Genomic DNA, 20,501 nt, shown 5'->3' with positions numbered 1-20,501 from the left:
AAGGAGCGACCATGGCCGACGGCATCCTCTCCGGCCTGCGCGTCGCGGACTTCTCCCGGGTCCTCGCCGGCCCGTACGCCACCATGACGCTCGCCGATTTCGGCGCAGACGTCGTCAAGATCGAGAGCCCGGCGGGCGACGACACCCGGTCGTGGCGGCCTCCGGTGGACGACGCGGGAGAGTCCACCTACTTCGGCGCGGTCAACCGCAACAAGCGCTCGGCGGTCTGCGACCTCGCCACCCCGGAGGGCCTGGCGGCCGCACGCGCCCTGGCCGAGACGGCCGACGTCCTGGTCGAGAACTTCCGCCCGGGGGTGATGGAGCGCTTCGGGCTGGACGAGGACAGCCTCCGGCCCGCCAACCCCGGCCTGATCTACTGCTCGATCACCGGGTTCGGGCGGGCGGCAGGCGCGGAGCTTCCGGGCTACGACCTCCTCGTCCAGGCGGTCGGCGGCCTGATGAGCATCACCGGAGCCCCGGAGGGCGAGCCGAGCAAGGTCGGCGTGGCGCTCGTGGACGTGCTCACCGGGCAGAACGCGCTCACCGGGATCCTGCTCGCGCTGCGTGAGCGCGACCGCACCGGGCTCGGCTCCCGCGTGGATGTCGACCTCCTCGGATCGCTGCTCGCCGCCCTCACCAACCAGGCGTCGAGCACGCTCGCCACCGGCCGCTCCCCCGGCCGGCTCGGCAACGCGCACCCGAGCATCGCGCCGTACGAGCTCTTCCGGGCGGCCGACCGGGAGCTCGTGGTCGCGGTGGGGAACGACCGGCAGTTCGCCGCGTTCGCGGCCGCGCTCGGCCTCCCGCAGCTCGCGGCCGACCCCCGCTTCACGACCAACGAGGCGCGCGTGCACCACCGGGCAGAGCTGCGGGCCGTCCTGGAATCCGAGCTCGCCGCCCGCCCTGCCGCGGACTGGCTGTCCGCGTTCGGCGCGGCACGCGTCCCGGCCGGGCTCGTCAACAGCGTCGGTGAGGCGTTCGCGTTCGCAGACTCCCTCGGACTCGACCCGGTGACGACCACGACCGATCCGGCGACCGGACGCGTCTCGCGTCAGCCGGCGACTCCGATCCACCTGAGCACGTCGCCCGCCGCGCACCGCAGCCCGGCTCCGCTGCTCGGCGCCCATGAACCCCAGTGGCTGGACGCCGTCCGCCCGTCCACCGAAAGGACCACCCGATGACCGCACCCGCCGTCGCCCGCCTCGACGAGGCGTTCAGCATCGACCACCTGCTCACCGACGAGGAGCTGCGCTGGCGCGACGCCGCCCGGACCTTCGCGGTCGAGCGCATCGCGCCGGTGATCGAGCAGGACTTCGAGGACAAGCACTTCCGCCGCGAGTTCGTCGCAGAGCTCGGCGCGCTCGGCTTCCTCGGCATGCACCTGAAGGACCCCGGCTGCGCGGGCGCCGGCGCCGTCGCGTACGGGCTGGTCTGCCACGAGCTGGAGGCCGCGGACAGCGGCTGGCGCACTTTCGTCTCGGTGCAGGGCTCGCTCGCCATGAGCGCGATCTCGAAGTTCGGCTCCGACGAGCAGAAGGCCGAGTGGCTGCCGCCGATGGCCCGCGGCGAGCGCATCGGCTGCTTCGCCCTCACCGAGCCGCAGGGCGGCAGCGACCCCGCCGCCATGACGACGACCGCCCGGCGGGACGGCGACGACTGGGTGATCGACGGCGCCAAGCGCTGGATCGGCCTGGCGGCGCTCGCCGATGTGGCGGTGGTCTGGGCGGCGACGGAGGACGGTGTGCGCGGCTTCGTCGTGCCGACCTCGACTCCGGGGTTCTCGGCGACGGCGATCGACGGCAAGCTCTCCATGCGCGCCTCGGTACAGTGCGACGTCGTGCTGGACAGCGTGCGCCTGCCCGCCTCTGCGATGCTGCCGGGCGCACGCGGCCTGTCCGGCCCGTTCTCCTGCCTCAACGAGGCCCGCTACGGGATCGTCTGGGGCGCGATGGGCGCGGCGCGCTCCTGCCTGGAGGTCTCCATCGAGCGCGCGACGACGCGCGAGGTGTTCGGCCGTCCGATCGGCGCGACCCAGCTCATCCAGCAGAAGCTGGCGGACATGCTGGTCGAGTACGAGAAGGGGATGCTGCTCGCCCTCCACCTCGGCCGGCTGAAGGAGGCGGGCCGGCTGACCCCGACGCAGATCAGCGTCGGCAAACTGAACAGCGTGCGCGAGGCGCTGGCGATCGCGCGCGAGGCCCGCACCATCCTGGGCGGTGACGGCATCACCAACGAGTTCCCGGTGATGCGGCACATGGCCAACCTGGAGTCGGTGCGCACCTACGAGGGCACGGACGAGATCCACACGCTCGTGCTCGGGCGCGCGCTCACCGGGCTGGCGGCGTTCTGATGGACGAGGTCACCGCTGCCGCAGCGGCCGCCGCCGGCGCCGCACTCCTCCCGACCTCCCGCGAGGAGCGTGCGGCCTGGCTCGACGCCCTCGCCGCCGCCCTCGAGGACGACCGGGCCGGTCTCGTCGCACTGGCCGCCGAGGAGACCCATCTCTCGCAGGCTCGCCTCGACGGCGAAGTCACCCGCACCGCCGCCCAGCTCCGCTTCTTCGCGGGCGTGGCGCGGGAGGGCGGCTACCTGGAGGCGACGCTCGACTCCCCCGACCCGTCGCTCATCCCGCCGCGCCCCGACCTGCGCCGGATGCTGCGGCCGCTCGGGCCGGTGGCGGTGTACACGTCGTCCAATTTCCCGTTCGCGTTCTCCGTCCTGGGGAATGACACGGCGTCGGCGCTCGCCGCGGGCTGCCCAGTGATCGTGAAGGCGCACCCCGGTCACCCTCAGCTGTCCCGGCGGACCGCGGAGCTGGCGCTGTCGGTGCTGCCCGCGGGCTGGTTCGCGCTGGTCGAGGGGATGACGGCGGGCGTGGCGCTCGTGCAGCACCCCGCCGTCCGCGCGGCCGGGTTCACCGGCTCGGAACGCGGGGGTCGCGCGCTGTTCGATCTCGCGGCCTCCCGGCCCGACCCGATCCCGTTCTACGGCGAGCTGGGCAGCGTCAACCCCGTGGTCGTCACGCGCGCCGCCGCCCGCGAGCGTGCGGCCGGCATCGGCGCCGGACTCGTCGGATCGTTCACGCGCGACGCCGGGCAGTACTGCACCAAGCCCGGACTGGTGTTCGTGCCGGCCGGCGAAGGAGTGGACGACGCCGTGCGGGACGCGCTCGGTTCGGCCCCGGCCTCCCGGCAGCTCACCGACGGGATGAGCGCGGCCTACGCGTCGGCCGTCGAGCTGTTCGGGACCGACGAGGAGGTGACGGTACTGCTCGGCACGTCCGAGCCCGGCACGTCGACTCCGGCTGTCGCCCTCGTGGGCGCCGCGGACTTCCTCGCCGCGCGCGACGCCTTCCTCGAGGAGCACTTCGGCCCGATCACGGTCCTGGTCTCCTACCGCGAGGACGAGCTCCCCGCGCTCCTCGCCACGTTGCGGCCGTCGCTCACCGCGACCATCCACCGCGGCACGGGCGAGGACGTCACCGCCCTCGCCACCTGGCTCGCCCCCATCGCCGGGCGGCTCCTGTTCGACGGCTGGCCGACCGGCGTCGCGATCGGCTGGGCGCAGCACCACGGCGGCTCCTGGCCCGCGACCACGGCGAGCATCCACACGTCTGTCGGCGCGACGGCGATCCGCCGCTGGCTGACGCCGATCGCATACCAGGACGCTCCGCAGGAGGTGCTGCCTCCCGAGTTGCGGGACGGCAACCCGCTCGGCATCCCGCGCCGGGAGTCCTGACACACGGATGCGCCCGCCGTCGGCGCACAGTTCCGACGGCGGGCGCATGTGGGTGCGGGGTCAGTCGACCGGCGCCGCCTCCGCGGAGGCCGACGGCGACGCGAGACCGCTCCGGCGCGCCCTCAGCAGCTCCGCCACCTGGATGGCGTCGCCCGCCGGCGCGTCCGACGCCCGGTCCGGCCGGGCGAGGAACAGGTACAGCAGTCCCGCGCCCGCGACGATCCCGAGGCCGATCAGCACGATCCAGTCGTTGAACCAGTTGCCCGTGCTCGTCGGCCAGGCCAGCAGGACCATCGCGAAGATCCCGTAGGCGAGCGCGAGGATGTTGACGATGAGCCCGCCGCGCCCGAGCGAGAACGGTCCGGCCGGACGCCAGCCCTTCACCCGCTGCCGCAGCGACGCGAGCACCACCGACTGGAACGCGACGTAGATGCCGAGCACCGCGAACGCGGTCACCTGAGTGATCAGCCCGTCCGGCCCGAGGTAGACGATCAGGCTGATCAGCACCGGGATGCTGCACGCCACGATGAGCGCGTTCACCGGCACCTTCGTGCGCGGCGACACCTGCGACAGCCAGCGGTGCGCGGGGATCATCCCGTCGCGCGCGAACGAGAACAGCAGCCGGCTCGCCGCGGCCTGCAGGCTGAGCACGCAGGACAGGAACGCGGTGACCGCGACGACCAGGAAGATCTTCGCGCCGACGTCGCCGAGGGTGGACTGCAGGATCTCCGGGATCGGGTCGACATCCTTGCCCGCGACGATCTTCGCCAGGTCGGGCGCCGCCAGCACGTAGCCGCCGAAGGCGAACAGGGCCGAGACGCCGCCGACCAGGATGGTCATCATCATGGCGAGCGGGATGCGCCGGGCCGGGTTCGCGACCTCCTCTGCGACGTCGCCGCACGCCTCGAAGCCGTAGAAGAGGAACAGGCCGGCCAGCGCCGCCCCGAGGAACGCCACCAGGTACGAGCCGTGGCCCTGCACGCCCATCGTGTCGAAGAACACCGAGAACGGGTGCTTGCGCTGGAAGATCAGCAGGTAGAGGCCCACCGCGATCACACCGATGAGCTCCGCCGACAGCCCGATGCGGGCGACCGTCGCCAGCGTCTTCGTGCCGGTGAAGTTGAGCCCGAGCGCAACCACGAGCAGCAGCACCGTCAGTCCGAAGGTGACCTCCTTGGTGGCGGGGAGGCCGAACAGGCTGGCGAGGAAGCCGCTGCCGTACGACGCCACCGCGGTGATGGTCACGATCATCGCCCAGATGTAGACCCAGGCCGCCATCCACGCGTAGCGCCGGCCCCAGAGCCGCCGCGCCCACGGGTAGATGCCGCCGTGGATGGGGTACTGCGAGACCACCTCCCCGAAGACGAGCGAGACCAGGAACTGGCCGGCGCCGACGATGACGATCCACCAGATGGAGGGCGGGCCTCCCGTCGCCATCGCGACGGCGAACAGCGAGTACACGCCCACCAGCGGCGAGAGGTACGTGAAGCCGAGAGCGAAGTTGGCCCACAGGGTCATGGACCGGTTGAAGGAGTCCTCGTACCCGAGGACGGCGAGGTGCTCGCCGTCCTCCAGATGGGCAGAGGACGAGGGTTCTGCGGACATCGAATGCCTTCCGGGTCAGCCGCACACGACGATGTGTGTGGGAGGCAGCGTAGCGGAGCCGCAGGCCGAATACCTATAGGAGCGGATGTTTAAGCCGGGGCGGCGTGTCGCGTAGTGTTGCCGCGATGACCTCCGAGCGACCGGCACCGAGACCAGCACCGGGACCGGCACCGCGACTCAGCGCCGCGCTCGTCGCCGTCGCCCTGGTCGTCGCCGTGGTCGGCAGCCTCGGCGCCCCGCTGATCACCTCCGTGGCGACCACCCTGCACGTGCCGCTCGCGGCGGCGCAGTGGACCCTCACCGTGACGCTCTTCGCCGGCGCGATCGCCGGGCCGGTGCTCGGGAGGCTCGGCGCGGGTCCGCGCCGCCGGGCCACGCTGCTCGCGTCGCTCGCGGTCGTGGTGCTAGGCGGACTGCTCACCGCCCTGCCGCTGCCGGCCGGCGCGCCCGTCGCGTTCGCGGTGCTGGTCGTCGGCCGCGGCCTCCAGGGGCTCGGCCTCGGCGCGGTGGCGCTGCTGATGAGCGTCGCCCGCACCGAGCTGACGGAGGCGCGCTCGGCGAGCACGATCGCGGCGCTGTCGGTCGCCTCCACCGTCGGCATCGGCGTCGGCTATCCGCTCGTCGGGCTGATCGACCAGCTCACCGGGCTCCGCGCGGCCTACGCGTTCGGGCTGGTCCTCTCCGCCGCCGCACTGGTGGTCGCCTGGCGCAGCATCCCGCGCGACACGCCGGGAGCGACCCCGCGGCTGGATGCCGCCGGGGCCGTGCTGCTCGGGCTCGGGACGCTCGGCGTCCTCCTCGTGGTCGCCGAGCCGGCCGTCTGGTCGCCGCCGATCCTGGGCGCGGGCATCCTGGCGCTCTCGGTCGCCGTGCTCGCCGCCTGGGCGGTCGTCGAGCTGCGGGTTCCGGCGCCGCTCGCCGACCTCCGGCTGCTCGGCAGGCCCGCGGTGCTGCGCGCGAACGCGGCCATGCTGGTCTCGGGCGTCGGGATGTACCTGATCTTCAGCCTGCTGACCCGCTTCCTGCAGACTCCGGCCGGCGCCGGCTACGGTTTCGCGCTGCCGGGCGTCGCGGCGGGCGCGGCGCTCATCCCGTTCTCGGCGCTGGGGTTCGTCGCGGGACGGGTCGCGCCGCGGATGGTCCCGCGCACGGGCGCCCGCGGCGTCTTCGCGCTGTCCGCCGCCGCCGTCGCCCTGGCGGCGGTGCTGCTCGCGCTCGGCGCCGCCTCCCTCCTCCTGGTGCTGCTCGCCATGACCGTCCTCGGCTTCGGCGTCGGCGGCGTGTCCGCGGTCATGCCTCGGCTCGTGCTGGAGGGCGTGCCGGCTCCCGAGACCGCGAGCGTGCTCTCCATCAACCAGATCGTGCGCAGCGTCGGCTTCAGCATCGGCAGCGCGCTCGCCGGGCTCCTGCTCGCGGCGGCGACGCCCGCCGGGGCGCTCGTGCCCCCGGCGGGCGGCTACACCGTCGCGGCGCTGTGGGTGCTGCCGCTGCTCACGGTCGGCACCCTCATCGTCGCTGTGAGGCGCTAGCTCACTCCCCGATGTACGACATGACGTGCTTGACGCGCGTGTAGTCCTCGAAGCCGTACATCGACAGGTCCTTGCCGTAGCCGGAGTGCTTGAAGCCGCCGTGCGGCATCTCGGCCACGATCGGGATGTGCGTGTTGATCCACACGCAGCCGAAGTCGAGGCCCTTGGCGAACCGCATCGCCCGGCCGTGGTCCTTCGTCCACACCGACGACGCCAGCCCGTAGCGCACGCCGTTCGCCCAGCGCAGCGCCTCCGCCTCGTCGGTGAACTTCTGCACGGTCTGGACCGGGCCGAAGATCTCGTTCTGCACCGCGTCGTCGTCCTGGCGCAGCCCCGAGACGATCGTGGCCTCCCAGAAGTAGCCGCGGTCGCCCTGGCGGCGGCCGCCGAGTTCGACGTTCGCGTGGTCGGGCAGCCGGTCGACGAAGCCGCTCACCTGGGCCAGCTGATTGGCGTTGTTGAGCGGGCCGTAGAGGATGCCGTCCTCGCGCGGCGCGCCGGTGCGGGCGTTCTCCCGCGCGTACTGTGCCAGCGCGGCGACGAACTCGTCGTGGACGCCCTCCTGCACCAGCAGACGCGTGGCTGCGGTGCAGTCCTGGCCGGCGTTGAAGTAGCCGGCCGCGACGATCCCCTCGACCGCCTTCTGGATGTCGGCGTCGTCGAACACGATCACCGGCGCCTTGCCGCCGAGCTCGAGGTGCACGCGCTTGAGGTCGTAGGAAGCCGCGCGGGCGACCTCCATACCCGCACGCACCGAGCCGGTGATCGACACCAGCTGCGGGGTCGGGTGGTCGATCATCGCGGCGCCCGTGCTGCGGTCGCCGAGCACGACGTTGAGCACGCCGGCCGGCAGGAACTCGCTCGCGACCTCCGCCAGCAGCAGGGTGGACAGCGGTGTGGTGTCGGACGGCTTCAGCACCGTGGTGTTGCCGGCGGCGAGGGCGGGAGCGAACTTCCAGACCGCCATGTTGAGCGGGTAGTTCCACGGTGTCACCTGGCCGACGACGCCGATCGGCTCGCGGCGGATCATCGAGGTGTGGTCGGGCATGTACTCGCCCGCCGAGCGGCCCTCCAGGTTGCGGGCGGCTCCCGCGAAGAAGCGGATCTGGTCGACGGACAGCAGGATCTCGTCCTCCACCAGCGTGCCGCGCGGCTTGCCGGTGTCCTGCGACTCGGCGTCGGCGAACTCCTCGGCGCGCTCCTCCATCGCGTCGGCGATCCGGAACAGCGCGAGCTGCCGCTCGCCGGGCGTGGTGTTCCCCCACACCTCGAAGGCGGCCTCCGCGGCCCGATAGGCGTCGGCGACGTCCTCGGCGGTGGAGACGGGCGCAGTGGCGTAGACATCCTCGGTCGCCGGATCGATCAGGGCGATGCTGTCGCTCCCGCGCGCGTCGGTGCGCGCTCCGGCGACGAAGTTCTGCAGTTCGGGTGTGGTTGTGGTGCTCAGCGGTGAACTCATGGCGGGGAGTCTACTGATTTCGTCAGTGAATCGGGCAGGAATGTGCGGATTCGCTTGCTAGACCGCCTCGCCACTGACAGAATCGCTCCATGAGTACCCCTCGGGCAACGAACGGCACGAAGGCTGCGATCATCGACGACGTCTCCAAGGCGATCATCGAGCAGTTGCAGGTGGACGGCCGCAAGTCCTATGCGGAGATCGGCAAGGCCGTCGGTCTCAGCGAGGCGGCCGTGCGCCAGCGCGTGCAGAAGCTGACCGAGTCGGGCGTGATGCAGATCGTGGCCGTGACCGATCCCATGCAGCTGGGCTTCTACCGCCAGGCCATGATCGGGGTGCGCGTCACCGGCGACACGCTGGTGATCGCGGACAAGCTCGCCGCCATGCCGGCCGTGGACTACGTGGTCCTCACGGCGGGCACGTACGACATCCTCGCGGAGGTCGTGTGCGAGAACGACCTCGACCTCATCACGATGCTCAACTCCGAGATCCGGACGCTCGAGGGAGTCCTCTCCACCGAGACGTTCGTGTACCTCAAACTCCACAAACAGTTCTACAACTGGGGAACGCGATAACCATGACGACAACCGTTGAAACGTTCGGCGAGCCCATCACACCCGATGAGGCAGACCTGCAGGCGAAGGCACGCGACCACCTCTGGATGCACTTCGCGCGCCAGTCGGTGATGGAGGAGGGCCACGGCGTCCCCATCATCACACGCGGCGAGGGGCACCACATCTGGGACGACCACGGCAAGCGCTACATCGACGGCCTCTCCGGCCTGTTCGTCGTGAACGCGGGCCACGGCCGCAAGCGCCTCGCCGAGGTCGCCGCGAAGCAGGCCGAGCAGCTCGCCTTCTTCCCGATCTGGTCCTACGCCCACCCGAACGCGATCGAGCTCGCGGACCGCCTCGCTCACTACGCGCCGGGCGACCTCAACCGGGTGTTCTTCTCCACCGGCGGCGGCGAGGCCGTCGAGACCGCCTTCAAGCTGGCCAAGTACTACTGGAAGCTGCAGGGCCGCCCGACCAAGCACAAGGTGCTCTCCCGCGCGGTCGCCTACCACGGCACCCCGCAGGGCGCGCTGGCCATCACCGGCATCCCGGCCATGAAGGAGATGTTCGAGCCGCTGACCCCCGGCGGGTTCCGCGTCCCGAACACCAACTTCTACCGCGCAGGCGAGATGGGCGCTCCGACCGACAACATCGAGGACTTCGGTGTCTGGGCCGCGAACCGCATCGAGGAGATGATCAACTTCGAGGGTCCGGAGACCGTCGCCGCGATCTTCCTGGAGCCGGTGCAGAACTCCGGCGGCTGCTTCCCGCCGCCCCCCGGCTACTTCCAGCGGGTGCGCGAGATCTGCGACAAGTACGACGTGCTGATGGTCAGCGACGAGGTCATCTGCGCCTTCGGCCGCATCGGCCACATGTTCGCCTGCGACCAGTACGGCTACGTGCCCGACATGATCACCTGCGCGAAGGGCATGACCTCCGGCTACTCCCCCATCGGCGCGACGATCATCAGCGACCGGATCTACGAGCTCTTCAAGCACGGCAACACGTCGTTCTACCACGGCTACACCTTCGGCGGTCACCCGGTGTCCTCCGCGGTGGCGCTGGAGAACCTGGACATCTTCGAGGAGGAGCGCCTCAACGAGCGGGTCCGCGAGAACTCGCCGCTGTTCCGCGCCGAGCTGGAGAAGCTGCTCGACCTCCCGATCGTCGGCGACGTCCGCGGCGACGGCTACTTCTTCGGCATCGAGCTGGTGAAGGACAAGGCCACCAAGGAGACCTTCAACGACGACGAGTCGGAGCGCCTGCTGCGGGGCTTCCTCTCCAAGGCGCTGTTCGACGCCGGCCTGTACTGCCGCGCCGACGACCGTGGCGACCCCGTCGTCCAGCTCGCGCCGCCGCTCACCATCGGCCCGGACGAGTTCGTCGAGATCCGGCAGATCCTGGAGTCGGTGCTCACCGAGGCGAGCAACCACCTGTAAACCGCACCACCGCCGGCACGAGTCCGCGCACCGCACCATACAGGCGGGGCGCGGGCTCGTTCCATATCCGGCGTGCTTTCGAAGGAGTGACGTGGACTACCGCAGTGTCGGCTTCTGGTTCGACTCGATCGCCGAGGCCGAGGACGGCTTCCGCCCGCGCCCCGCGCTGGCCGACGACGCCACCGTGGACGTGGCGATCGTCGGCGCCGGCCTGACCGGGCTCTGGACCGCCTACTACCTGCAGGAGCTCGACCCCGGGCTGCGGATCCTGCTGCTGGAGCGGGAGGTCGCCGGGTTCGGTGCGTCCGGCCGCAACGGCGGCTGGTGCTCTGCGCTGTTCCCGTGGTCGGCCTCGGCCCTCGCCGCCCGGTACGGCCGGGACGCCGCCGTCGCGCAGCGGCAGGCGATGGTCGACACTGTGGACGAGGTCGGGCGGGTCGCCTCCGTCGAGGACATCGACTGCGACTACGTCCGCGGCGGGACCGTGACGTTCGCCCGCGACCGGGTGCAGCTGGAGGCCGCCCGCGCGGAGTTCGCCGAGTCGGAGGAGTTCGGCGTCGACCGCGTCTCCCTCGCCGGGACCGAGACCGTGCGCGAACGCTACGGGGTGCCGGACGCCATCGCCGCGACCGTCACCCCGGCCTGCGCGCGCGTCCATCCCGCCAAGCTCGTGCGCGGGCTGGCCCGAGCCGTCGAGCGCCGCGGGGCGACCATCGCGGAGGGCACGGAGGTCGTCGGCTGGACGGACGGCGTCGTGCGGGTGCGGGTGGACGGCGCCGAGCGCACCGTCACGGCCGGGACCGTGGTCAACGCCACCGAAGGCTACGGGTCGCAGCTGCCGCAGGTCGGCCGGAGCATCCTCCCGCTGTATTCGCTGATGATCGCGACCGAGCCGCTGTCCGACGCCGTGTGGGAGGAGATCGGCATCGAGCACGGCCAGACCTTCGCCGACTTCCGGCACCTGATCGTCTACGGCCAGCGCACCGCGGACAACCGGATCGCGTTCGGCGGCCGTGGAGCGCGCTACCACCTCGGGAGCGCCATCCACACCTCTTACGATCGCTCGCCGCGCGTGCGCGACCACCTCGTCCGGACGCTGGGCGAGCTGTTCCCCGCCGTCGCCGGTGTGCGCATCACCCACCACTGGGGCGGCCCGCTGGGCGTCCCGCGCGACTGGCACGCCGCCGTCGGCATCGACCGCGACGCCAGGGAGGCCTGGGCCGGCGGCTACGTCGGCGACGGGCTCAGCACCACGAACCTCGCCGGCCGCACGCTCGCCGACCTGATCGCGGACCGGCGCACCGGGCTCACCGCCCTCCCCTGGGTCGGCCACCGCTCTCCGCGCTGGGAGCCCGAGCCGCTGCGCTTCCTCGGCGCGAACGCCGGCCTCGTCGCGATGGAGGGCGCCGATCTGGAGGAGCGAGCCACCGGCCGCCGCTCCCTCATCGCCCGCGCAATGGCTCCCCTCACCGGCCACTGAGCACCGAAGGGCACGTAAACGCCCCTAAACCGCGGTTTTAGGGGCGTTTACGTGCCCCTCGGCGGAACGTCAGTCCTCGAAACGCAGGTGCCGCACGCTGCGGCCGTTGCGGCGCACCAGCCGGAGCGCCTCCACGCCGATCCGGATGTGCCGCTCCACGAACTGCGCAGTCACGCCGCGGTCGCTCTCGGCGGTCTTGACGCCCTCCGGGATCATCGGCTGGTCCGACACCAGCAGCAGCGCGCCGGCCGGAATGTGGTTGGCGAACCCGGCCGCGAAGATCGTCGCGGTCTCCATGTCCACCGCCATGCACCTGGTCTGCCGCAGGTACGTCTTGAAGGTGTCGTCGTGCTCCCACACCCGCCGGTTCGTCGTGTAGACCGTGCCGGTCCAGTAGTCATGCCCGAAGTCGCGGATGGTCGTGGAGACACCGCGCTGGAGCTGGAACGCGGGCAGCGCAGGGACCTCCGGCGGCAGGTAGTCGTTCGACGTGCCCTCGCCGCGGATCGCCGCGATCGGCAGCACCAGGTCGCCGAGCTGGTTCTTCTTCTTGACCCCTCCGCACTTGCCGAGGAAGAGCGCCGCCTTCGGGCTCACCGCGCTCAGCAGGTCCATGATCGTCGCCGCGTTCGGGCTGCCCATCCCGAAGTTGATCATCGTGATCCCGTCGGCGGTCGCGTTCGGCATCGAGCGGTCGGTGCCGCGCACCTCGCCGCCGTACCACTCCGCGAACCGGTAGACGTAGTCGCCGAAGTTGGTGAGCAGGATGTGCTCCCCGAACTCCTCCAGCGGCGTCCCGGTGTAACGGGGCAGCCAGTCCCGAACGATCTCCTGCTTCTCCTTCATCGCTCCCCCGTTCCCGCCGCAGCGGCTCAGCCGACCGTCGTTCCGAGCAGCGCGCCGATGGCGAACGTCGCCGCCAGCGCCAGCGCGCCGCCGATGACCACGCGCAGCATCGCCTTGCCTCGGGAGGCGCCGCCGATCCACGCCGCGACGTACCCGGTGGCCGCCAGCGCGATCAGCACGATCACGAAGGTCAGCGGGATGCGGATGCCCGGCGGCGTCAGGATGGTCAGCAGCGGCAGGATGCCGCCGATCGTGAACGAGATGGCCGACGCGATCGCGGCGTGCCACGGGCTGACGACGTCGTCCTGGTCGATGCCGAGCTCGGCGGAGAGGTGCGCCGCCAACGCGTCGTGCTCGGTCAGCTCGATCGCCACCTGCCGCGCGGTCTCCGGCTTCAGCCCCTTCGCCTCGTAGAGGCCGGTCAGCTCGGCCAGCTCCTCCTCGGGCATCTCGGCCAGCTCGCGCCGCTCCTTCGCGATGAGCGCGTGCTCGCTGTCGCGCTGGCTACTCACCGACACGTACTCGCCGAGCGCCATCGAGATCGCGCCGCCGACCAGCGCGGCGAGGCCGGCCGTCAGGATGGCGGGGACGGCGGGAGTCGCCCCCGCGACGCCGACCACGACCGCCGCGACCGAAACGATGCCGTCGTTGGCGCCGAGCACGCCGGCCCTCAGCCAGTTCAGCCGCTGCGCGATGCCTTCGCGATGCGGTTCGTCGGGGTGTCGTCCGTTCACGGTCTCCGCGGTCATAGCGTCAGCCTAGGAAGGCGGCGGCCAGGTTTCCAGCAAGCGCAGCCGAACCTAACCCGTGGCGGGCGCGGTTCCCTCGGCCGCCGCCGCTCGCCTGGCCTCCCGCAGCCGCCGCTGCACCCGGTACTCGTGCACGGTCAGCACCACGATCAGCACGTCGAACGCGGTCAGCGCCAGCAGCCCCCAGGAGAAGTGCCTGGCCAGCTCCCAGCCCTGCCAGCCGATGAAGACGGCGAGGAAGCCGATCATCCACGGGTACGCCCAGAGCTGCTCCTTCAGCACCGCCCAGACCAGCACGACCTTCACCACGCCGTGCAGCAGCAGGTAGACCGCGCCGAACAGCGTCGCCGAGCCCGTGAGGGTGTGGCCGAAGTGCACGATCCAGTTGGAGACCGGGTCGTTCGGGTCCTCGCCCAGCTCGTGCTGTGTGAGGAAGACCACGACTGCGTTCATCCGCTGCGGCGTCAGGAAGAGCAGCAGGACGCCGCCGATCAGCTCGAGCACCCCGTCCGCGCCCTTCAGCACCAGGGTGACGCGGAAGAGGACCTCCAGGAACCGTTCCCGGCGGTCGATGGTGCCGTGTTCGGCGTCCCGCTCCGTGCTCATCACCCCATGCAACCACCGCACCGGATCGCCACCGTGGCGAAGCGAGCGAGTTGTATGAGAGTAGACTCAGAAATCTTATGTTCGAGAAAGGCAACCGCGTGACTCCCGTGCTCTCCTCCCTCCTGGACGACGTCCTCCGCCGCAACGCCGGCGAGCCCGAATTCCATCAGGCGGCACGCGAAGTGCTCGGCTCGCTGGGCCCCGTCATCGAGGCGAACCCGCACTACGCGCAGGCGGCCGTGCTGGAGCGGATGACCGAGCCGGAGCGCCAGCTCATCTTCCGGGTGCCGTGGACCGACGACGAGGGGAACATCCGGGTCAACCGCGGCTTCCGGGTGGAGTTCAACTCGGCGCTCGGCCCGTACAAGGGCGGCCTGCGCTTCCACCCGAGCGTCACGCTCGGCACCGTGAAGTTCCTCGGCTTCGAGCAGATCTTCAAGAACGCGCTCACCGGCCTCCCGATCGGCGGAGGCAAGGGTGGCAGCGACTTCGACCCGAAGGGCCGCTCCGACGCCGAGGTGATGCGGTTCTGCCAGTCGTTCATGACCGAGCTCTACCGGCACCTCGGCGAGTACACGGACGTCCCCGCGGGCGACATCGGCGTCGGCGGCCGAGAGATCGGCTACCTGTTCGGCCAGTACAAGCGCATCACGAACCGCTACGAGTCGGGTGTGCTGACCGGCAAGGGTGTCGGCTGGGGCGGCTCGCTGGTGCGCACGGAGGCGACCGGGTACGGCGCCGTCGTGTTCACGCAGCGGATGCTGGCCACTCGCGGGCGCTCGTTCGACGGCGCGCGCGTGCTCGTCTCCGGCTCCGGCAACGTCGCGCTCTACGCGATCCAGAAGGTGCACCAGCTCGGCGGCACGGTCGTGGCGTGCTCGGACTCCTCCGGTGTCGTCTACGACCGCGACGGCGTCGACATCGAGCTGCTGCGCCGGCTCAAGGAGGTGGAGCGCGCCCGCCTGACCGAGTACGCCGCCCGCCGGCCGTCCGCGGAGTACCGCGCGAACGGCGACATCTGGGCGCTCGCGGCGGAGACGCCGATCGACGTGGCGATCCCCTGCGCCACGCAGAACGAGCTCGACGCGACCGCGGCCAGCACCCTCGCGGGCAACGGCGTCGCCGCCGTGGTCGAGGGCGCGAACATGCCGTGCACGCCGGACGCGGTCCACGTGCTGCGCGCCGCGGACGTCCTGTTCGCCCCCGGCAAAGCGGCGAACGCGGGCGGCGTGGCCACCTCGGCGCTGGAGATGCAGCAGAACGCGTCGCGGGACGCCTGGACGTTCGAGTACGCGGAGCAGCGGCTGGACGACATCATGACCTCCATCCACGACAGCTGCGCCGAGACCGCCGAGCAGTACGGGGCTCCGGGTGACTACGTCCTCGGGGCGAACGTCGCGGGCTTCGTGCGGGTCGCGGACGCGATGCTGGCGCTCGGGGTGATCTAGCCGCTACCGGCCGATCCGCTTCCGCAGCCACTCGATGCGGGCTTGGAGTTGCGACACGCTCGCCTGCGCCACAGCGGGCCCTCCGCACACGCGGCGGAGCTCGGCGTGGATGAGGCCGTGCGGCTCCCCCGAGTTCTTCGAGTAGAGGCCCACCAGGCTGTTGAGGAGCTGCCGCTGCTCCTTGAGCGTGCGGTGCAGCGGCGCGGGCGGGTGCCCGTCGGCGGCGGCTGGTCGGGCGGAGTGCCGCCGCGCCTGGCGCTGCTGGCGCTGCATCAGGAGGTCGTGCACCTGCTCGGGCTCCAGGATGCCCGGGAGGCCGATGAAGTCGAGCTCCTCGTCCGTGCCCGGCACCGCGAAGCCGCCGAACTCGCGCCCGTCGTAGACGACGCGGTCGAAGTTGGCCTCCGACCCGAGCGCCTCGAACGCGAACAGCTCGGTCAGCGCCTCCGACGCCCTGCCCTCTTTGTTCGCCTCCGCGACCAGGGCGTCCTCCGGGTTCCAGAGGTCGCCCTCGCCGCCCTCCTCCGACGGCCGGTCGAGCGCGTGGTCGCGCTCCAGCTCCAGCGCGCTCGCGAGCGCCATCAGGGTCGGCACGTTCGGCAGGAACACCGACGCCGTCTCGCCGCGGCGGCGCGCGCGCACGAAGCGACCGATCGCCTGCGCGAAGAACAGCGGAGTGGAGGCGCTGGTCGCGTACACGCCGACCGCCAGCCGCGGCACGTCGACGCCCTCCGACACCATCCGGACGGCGACCATCCAGCGCGAGTCGCCCGCGGAGAAGTCCGCGATCCGATCGCTGGCCTCCTTCTCGTCCGAGAGCACCACGGTGACCGGCTCCCCGCTGATCTGCTGCAGCAGGTCGGCGTAGGCGCGCGCCGCGTAGTGGTCGGTCGCGATCACGAGGCCGCCGGCGTCCGGGATGGAGTTGCGCACTTCGGTGAGCCGGCGGTCGGCGGCGCTCAGCACGGCCGGGATCCATTCGCCGCGCGGGTCGAGGGCGGTGCGCCAGGCCTGCGACGTGATGTCCTTGGTGTTGCCCTCGCCGAGCCGGGCCTCCATCTCATCGCCGGTCTTGGTGCGCCAGCGCATGTGCCCGGCGTAGACCATGAAGATCACCGGGCGGACGACGCCGTCGCTGAGGGCACGGCCGTAGCCGTAGTTGTAGTCGGTGACCGACGTGCGGATGCCCTGCCGGTCGGGAAGGTAGGAGACGAACGGGATCGGCGCGGTGTCCGACCGGAACGGCGTCCCGGTCAGCGACAGCCGCCGGGTGGCGCGCTCGAACGCGTCCCGGATGCCGTCGCCCCAGCTGAGCGCGTCGCCGCCGTGGTGCACCTCGTCCAGGATGACGAGCGTGCGGTACGACTCGGTGATGTCCTTGTGGAGGCTCGGCCGCATCGCCACCTGCGCGTAGGTGACCGCCGCGCCTTTGTAGTGCCGCGCGTACCGGCCGTCCGCGTTGCGGAAGTCGGGGTCGAGGTGGAGGCCGACCCTGGCCGCGGCCTCTGCCCATTGCCGCTTGAGGTGCTCGGTCGGCGCGACGACCGTGACGCGCTCGATCACGCGCCGGGACAGCAGCTCGGTCGCGAGCCGCAGCGCGAACGTGGTCTTGCCGGCGCCGGGCGTCGCGGCCGCGAGGAAGTCGCGCGGTTCGTTGACGAAGTAGGCGTCGAGCGCCTCCGCCTGCCAGGCGCGGAGCTTGCCGGCGGTGCCCCAGGCGGCCCGCTCGGGGAACGACGGCGAGAGGTGCTCGGCGGCGAAACTGCCCGCCCGGGAGCCTGCGGAGAGCTCGTCCGCGGTGTCGTCTTCTGCGACGTCCGCGGGTACGCCGGCGCCCCTCCCGGGCTCATCGGGCAAGGCTGCTGCGTTCGTCTCCACTTGGATCGAATCTACCGGAGCCGCCTGACAATCGTGGGTGGGCCCCGGCGGGATGCAGAATGGTGGGATGGTCGAAGCTCAGCATCCGTGGTCCCGCTACGTCGCGCTCGGCGACTCGTTCACCGAGGGCATCGGCGACCCGGAGCCGCTCAGCCCGGGCGGCCACCGCGGCTGGGCCGACCGCGTGGCGGAGGTGCTGAGCAGCAAGACGGACGACTTCGCCTACGCGAACCTGGCCGTCCGCGGCAAGCTGATCAAGCAGATCCTGGACGAGCAGGTGGAGCCGGCTGTCGCCCTCCGCCCCGACCTCATCACGATCTCCGCCGGCGGCAACGACGTCATCCGCCCCGGCACCGACCCCGACCTGATCGCCGCCCTGCTGGACGAGGCCGTCGGCCGCTTGAGCGCCGACGGCGCCACCGTGGTGGTCTTCACGGGCGTGGACGTGGGCTTCTCCCCCGTCTTCCGCGGCATCCGCGGCAAGGTCGCGATCTACAACGAGAACGTCCGCGCGGTCGCGGCCAAGTACGACGCGATCGTGGCCGACCAGTGGTCGCTGACCGAGATCCAGGACGTCCGGATGTGGGCCCCGGACCGCCTCCACCTGGCGCCCCTCGGTCACCACACCGTCGCCCGGATGGTGCTGTCGGCCCTCAACGTCGACAACGACCTCCAGCCGCTCTCGCCCGAGCCCCTGCCGGTGCGCACCTGGCGCCAGGCCCGCGCGGAGGACCTCTCCTGGGCGCGGGAGTACCTGGTGCCGTGGGTGCTGCGCCGGATCCGCCACCAGTCGTCGGGGGACCATGTGCTGCCGAAGCGGCCGCAGGCGGGGCCGTTCTTGATCGAGGTGGATGGGGAGGAGTGACGTCGTCCGGCGATCACGAGCCGCCGGAGTCGACCGCCTCAGACTGAGGGGAGTCCGCCTCTGCCTGGGGCGTGAGGCTGACGCCGTTCTCGGCCAGGAGCGCGACCAGGGCCGGATAGATGTGACGGCCGTATTCGCGGGTGATGTGGGTGGTGTCCACCTTCACGGGGATGCTCGCGACGAATGCCGGGCATCGATCCGAGACGCAGAAGAGCGGCCGGCTGTCGATGTGAACACCATCCAAGGAAGCGACCACCTTCGCATCGGCCGAGCCGAACGCCTTCCAGCGCGCCGGGACGGTCGAGACGCAGTCGGCCGGAGATGTTCGTGGTGAATAGCACTCCCGCACGTCCTTGTCCGCCGGGGGCGCCGCGAGGGTCAGGATCTTTCCCACCGCGGGAGCGACCTGCTCCAGTGTCCGGGTGAGGCCGGCCTGATACTCCGACGCGGTGATCACTTTGCCTGTGTCGACGTTCTTGTAGTCATTGGGGGCATTCGTGACGAAGAGCAGGTCGGGCTTCAGTTCGTTGATGTTGGCGATCTCGAGCTGCTTGCGATCGGGACACGCATTCTGGAGTCCTGGATCCGCACTGCTGGTCCGGATGTCGACGAAGGGGCAGCTGTACATTCCCAGGGCGGTGAACCTGAGCTGACCGCCCGACGAGTCGACCAGGGCCCGGAACATCTCCACGTAGGCGACCGAGGTGGAACCCCCACGATCGCCATCGAGATCGGCGCGCCCGGCTCGCCCCAGGTGCACGTGTCCATGCCCGGGTATTTCGAACCGGCGCAGGCGCTGGTCGTCGGATCGCCTTTGTACTCGGCGATGATGCTGTCCATGCTCGGATCGAGTTCCGGCCAGCTCTTCTCGCCGAGCGCTGTCTTGATATCGGCAGAGAGCGAGTCGAGGGCGGAGCGATCCATCGCCCCCTCGAGCACGTTCCCCGCGGCGGGAGGCGCCGTCTTCTCCGCCGCGACCTCGGGATTCTTGCCCCGCTGATCGACCGTGAACGCGAGCACCAGGATCGCGGCGGTGACGGTCGCCACCGCTCCGAGGGCAACGGCCTTCACCCTCGAGCCCTGAGCCCTGCGTCGCTTCTTCTTCGGCTCCAGCCACCTCGACTTCCGCACCGCCTCCTCGACATACCGGTACGACAGCTCGGACAGGAGGATCGCGACCGCGATCGACACGACGGCCGGGATCGGCGTCTTGTCCCCCGGCAGCCCGCGGAACGCCTCCGTGATGAGGATCAGCGCCGGGAAGTGCCACAGGTACAGCGAGTACGAGATGTCGCCGACGTGCGAGAGCACCGGGTTGGCGAGCGGATTCAGCCACCCGCGTGCGGGCTGCCACGGGAACGCGATGAACATCGCGGTGCTGAGGACCGCGACCAGCGCCCACGGCGCCGGGAAGCCCTCGCCCGGCGGGGTGATCACGGCCGCCGTGATCATGCCCGCCAGCGAGGCCAGCATGATCGCAGGCCGCCACACCGCCGGGAGCCGGCCGAACAACGGCATGCAGAACGCGATCGTGGAGCCGACCGCGAGCTCCCACAACCGGGCCGGAGTGATGAAGTACGCGGTGCCGCTGTCCGCGATGGTGAGCTGCAGCGAGACGAAGAACAGGCCGACGGTGATCACCAGCGACAGGAGTGCCGCGGTGACACGCGGACCCCGGAGGCCGGCCACCAGCAGCCCCAGCACCAGGACCGCGACCGGCCACACCAGGTAGTACTGCTCCTCCAGGCTCAGCGACCAGTAGTGCTGCAGCGGCGACGTCTGCGCCCCCTGCGCGAAGTAGTCCGTCGACACCGCGGCGAAGCGCCAGTTCGACACGAAGAACAACGCCGCGAGGCCGTCCCACACCGTCGACAGGAACCGCCCCGACCCGAACAGCGCGAACCCGCCCGCGAGCGTCACGAAGATCACCGTCGCAGACGCCGGGATCAGCCGGCGGATGCGCCGCCGGTAGAACGCCAGGAACCGGATCGTGCCCGCGCGCTCGTACTCCCGGTAGAGCAACGAGGTCATCAGGAACCCCGAGATCACGAAGAAGATGTCCACCCCGACGAAACCACCGGCCGGCCACTCGAACGCGTGGTTCAGCACCACCAGCCCGACCGCCAGCGCACGCAGCCCCTGCAGATCGAGGCGCTTCGCCGTCGGCAGGGCCGCGGAGCGGGGCTTCGAGGAGGACGCCGAGGAAGCGGTCGAAGCGGAGCGACGGCCACGGGCTTCGGCGCGCGTGAGGGGCTGGGTGTCAGACGTCATGTGATGTGGGGCCTCAGCGGGATGTGGGTGAACCACA

16 protein-coding genes and 1 pseudogene are annotated in these 20,501 nt (G+C 71.1%); 9 read left to right on the top strand and 8 right to left on the bottom strand.

Translation table 11 applies throughout. The features are described 5' to 3' along the window. The first annotated feature begins 11 nt into the window (after positions 1–11). The 3 genes from F1C12_RS02910 to F1C12_RS02900 are packed head-to-tail and all read left to right on the top strand — an operon-like array spanning position 12 to position 3,738. Positions 12–1,181, top strand: a complete 1,170-nt coding sequence (locus F1C12_RS02910) for a CaiB/BaiF CoA transferase family protein (RefSeq protein ID WP_185277355.1) — start codon at positions 12–14, stop codon at positions 1,179–1,181. Then, on the top strand, positions 1,178–2,350 hold the full coding sequence (locus F1C12_RS02905) for an acyl-CoA dehydrogenase family protein (protein WP_185277354.1): 1,173 nt from the start codon (positions 1,178–1,180) through the stop codon (positions 2,348–2,350). The genes F1C12_RS02910 and F1C12_RS02905 overlap by 4 nt, the downstream gene beginning before the upstream one ends. Further along, complete coding sequence (locus tag F1C12_RS02900) at positions 2,350–3,738, top strand: aldehyde dehydrogenase family protein (protein WP_185277353.1); 1,389 nt, start codon at positions 2,350–2,352, stop codon at positions 3,736–3,738. Before F1C12_RS02905 ends, F1C12_RS02900 begins: the two co-directional genes overlap by 1 nt. 60 nt (positions 3,739–3,798) lie before the next feature. Here the strand turns inward: F1C12_RS02900 and F1C12_RS02895 are convergent, their stop codons facing one another. Then, the gene (locus F1C12_RS02895; protein WP_185277352.1) at positions 3,799–5,343 is read right to left on the bottom strand and encodes an APC family permease; all 1,545 of its coding nucleotides are present in this window, start codon (positions 5,341–5,343) and stop codon (positions 3,799–3,801) included. Between the two features lie 125 nt (positions 5,344–5,468). Here F1C12_RS02895 and F1C12_RS02890 point away from each other — a divergent pair, with 125 nt between their 5' ends. Continuing rightward, positions 5,469–6,872, top strand: a complete 1,404-nt coding sequence (locus tag F1C12_RS02890; protein WP_185277351.1) for an MFS transporter — start codon at positions 5,469–5,471, stop codon at positions 6,870–6,872. Between the two features lies 1 nt (position 6,873). On the opposite strand, the gene F1C12_RS02885 is transcribed toward F1C12_RS02890, so the two are convergent. Next, the gene (locus F1C12_RS02885; protein WP_185277350.1) at positions 6,874–8,331 is read right to left on the bottom strand and encodes a gamma-aminobutyraldehyde dehydrogenase; all 1,458 of its coding nucleotides are present in this window, start codon (positions 8,329–8,331) and stop codon (positions 6,874–6,876) included. A gap of 89 nt (positions 8,332–8,420) precedes the next feature. Here F1C12_RS02885 and F1C12_RS02880 point away from each other — a divergent pair, with 89 nt between their 5' ends. The 3 genes from F1C12_RS02880 to F1C12_RS02870 all read left to right on the top strand — a co-directional run bounded on the left by F1C12_RS02880 (position 8,421) and on the right by F1C12_RS02870 (position 11,801). Then, positions 8,421–8,903 carry an Lrp/AsnC family transcriptional regulator gene (locus F1C12_RS02880; protein WP_185277349.1) on the top strand — a complete coding sequence of 161 codons (483 nt, stop codon included), beginning with the start codon at positions 8,421–8,423 and terminating at the stop codon, positions 8,901–8,903. Between the two features lie 2 nt (positions 8,904–8,905). Further along, positions 8,906–10,321, top strand: coding sequence for an aspartate aminotransferase family protein (locus F1C12_RS02875; RefSeq protein WP_185277348.1), 1,416 nt, complete (start codon positions 8,906–8,908; stop codon positions 10,319–10,321). Between the two features lie 91 nt (positions 10,322–10,412). Continuing rightward, the gene (locus F1C12_RS02870) at positions 10,413–11,801 is read left to right on the top strand and encodes an NAD(P)/FAD-dependent oxidoreductase (protein ID WP_185277347.1); all 1,389 of its coding nucleotides are present in this window, start codon (positions 10,413–10,415) and stop codon (positions 11,799–11,801) included. 69 nt (positions 11,802–11,870) lie between these two features. On the opposite strand, the gene F1C12_RS02865 is transcribed toward F1C12_RS02870, so the two are convergent. The 3 genes from F1C12_RS02865 to F1C12_RS02855 are packed head-to-tail and all read right to left on the bottom strand — an operon-like array spanning position 11,871 to position 14,002. Next, a complete protein-coding gene (locus F1C12_RS02865; RefSeq protein WP_185277346.1) occupies positions 11,871–12,647 on the bottom strand; it encodes an AMP nucleosidase in 777 nt (258 codons plus the stop codon). A gap of 26 nt (positions 12,648–12,673) precedes the next feature. Continuing rightward, on the bottom strand, positions 12,674–13,396 hold the full coding sequence (locus F1C12_RS02860) for a VIT1/CCC1 transporter family protein (RefSeq protein WP_185277345.1): 723 nt from the start codon (positions 13,394–13,396) through the stop codon (positions 12,674–12,676). A 51-nt stretch (positions 13,397–13,447) separates the two neighbouring features. After that, a complete protein-coding gene (locus tag F1C12_RS02855) occupies positions 13,448–14,002 on the bottom strand; it encodes a DUF2127 domain-containing protein (protein WP_185277344.1) in 555 nt (184 codons plus the stop codon). Between the two features lie 77 nt (positions 14,003–14,079). Here F1C12_RS02855 and gdhA point away from each other — a divergent pair, with 77 nt between their 5' ends. Next, positions 14,080–15,450, top strand: a complete 1,371-nt coding sequence (gdhA, locus tag F1C12_RS02850) for an NADP-specific glutamate dehydrogenase (protein WP_185277343.1) — start codon at positions 14,080–14,082, stop codon at positions 15,448–15,450. 3 nt (positions 15,451–15,453) lie between these two features. Here the strand turns inward: gdhA and F1C12_RS02845 are convergent, their stop codons facing one another. Continuing rightward, on the bottom strand, positions 15,454–17,334 hold the full coding sequence (locus F1C12_RS02845; RefSeq protein WP_374939572.1) for a DEAD/DEAH box helicase: 1,881 nt from the start codon (positions 17,332–17,334) through the stop codon (positions 15,454–15,456). Between the two features lie 61 nt (positions 17,335–17,395). On the opposite strand from F1C12_RS02845, the gene F1C12_RS02840 reads away from it, so the two are divergent. Beyond that, complete coding sequence (locus F1C12_RS02840; RefSeq protein WP_185277342.1) at positions 17,396–18,193, top strand: SGNH/GDSL hydrolase family protein; 798 nt, start codon at positions 17,396–17,398, stop codon at positions 18,191–18,193. A gap of 13 nt (positions 18,194–18,206) precedes the next feature. Here F1C12_RS02840 and F1C12_RS02835 read toward each other — a convergent pair whose 3' ends face one another. Both F1C12_RS02835 and F1C12_RS22630 read right to left on the bottom strand, forming a co-directional pair. Next, the gene (locus tag F1C12_RS02835; RefSeq protein ID WP_258046087.1) at positions 18,207–18,878 is read right to left on the bottom strand and encodes an SGNH hydrolase domain-containing protein; all 672 of its coding nucleotides are present in this window, start codon (positions 18,876–18,878) and stop codon (positions 18,207–18,209) included. 539 nt (positions 18,879–19,417) lie between these two features. Further along, a pseudogene (locus tag F1C12_RS22630) lies at positions 19,418–20,464 on the bottom strand (acyltransferase family protein); the annotation flags it as partial. Positions 20,465–20,501 lie beyond the last annotated feature (37 nt).

Origin of the sequence: Leifsonia shinshuensis (assembly GCF_014217625.1) — a bacterium.
Lineage (GTDB): Bacteria > Actinomycetota > Actinomycetes > Actinomycetales > Microbacteriaceae > Leifsonia > Leifsonia shinshuensis_A.
This window is presented reverse-complemented; position numbering and strand designations above follow the sequence as displayed.

Bases quoted from the DNA above. Each gene is read 5' to 3' on its own strand.
- F1C12_RS02875 (WP_185277348.1), top strand. From the start codon at position 8,906: ATGACGACAACCGTTGAAACGTTCGGCGAGCCCATCACACCCGATGAG.
- gdhA (WP_185277343.1), top strand. From the start codon at position 14,080: ATGTTCGAGAAAGGCAACCGCGTGACTCCCGTGCTCTCCTCCCTCCTG.
- F1C12_RS02855 (WP_185277344.1), bottom strand. From the start codon at position 14,002: ATGAGCACGGAGCGGGACGCCGAACACGGCACCATCGACCGCCGGGAA.
- F1C12_RS02860 (WP_185277345.1), bottom strand. From the start codon at position 13,396: ATGACCGCGGAGACCGTGAACGGACGACACCCCGACGAACCGCATCGC.
- F1C12_RS02840 (WP_185277342.1), top strand. From the start codon at position 17,396: ATGGTCGAAGCTCAGCATCCGTGGTCCCGCTACGTCGCGCTCGGCGAC.
- F1C12_RS02885 (WP_185277350.1), bottom strand. From the start codon at position 8,331: ATGAGTTCACCGCTGAGCACCACAACCACACCCGAACTGCAGAACTTC.
- F1C12_RS02865 (WP_185277346.1), bottom strand. From the start codon at position 12,647: ATGAAGGAGAAGCAGGAGATCGTTCGGGACTGGCTGCCCCGTTACACC.
- F1C12_RS02895 (WP_185277352.1), bottom strand. From the start codon at position 5,343: ATGTCCGCAGAACCCTCGTCCTCTGCCCATCTGGAGGACGGCGAGCAC.
- F1C12_RS02880 (WP_185277349.1), top strand. From the start codon at position 8,421: ATGAGTACCCCTCGGGCAACGAACGGCACGAAGGCTGCGATCATCGAC.
- F1C12_RS02910 (WP_185277355.1), top strand. From the start codon at position 12: ATGGCCGACGGCATCCTCTCCGGCCTGCGCGTCGCGGACTTCTCCCGG.
- F1C12_RS02900 (WP_185277353.1), top strand. From the start codon at position 2,350: ATGGACGAGGTCACCGCTGCCGCAGCGGCCGCCGCCGGCGCCGCACTC.
- F1C12_RS02890 (WP_185277351.1), top strand. From the start codon at position 5,469: ATGACCTCCGAGCGACCGGCACCGAGACCAGCACCGGGACCGGCACCG.
- F1C12_RS02905 (WP_185277354.1), top strand. From the start codon at position 1,178: ATGACCGCACCCGCCGTCGCCCGCCTCGACGAGGCGTTCAGCATCGAC.
- F1C12_RS02835 (WP_258046087.1), bottom strand. From the start codon at position 18,878: ATGTTCCGGGCCCTGGTCGACTCGTCGGGCGGTCAGCTCAGGTTCACC.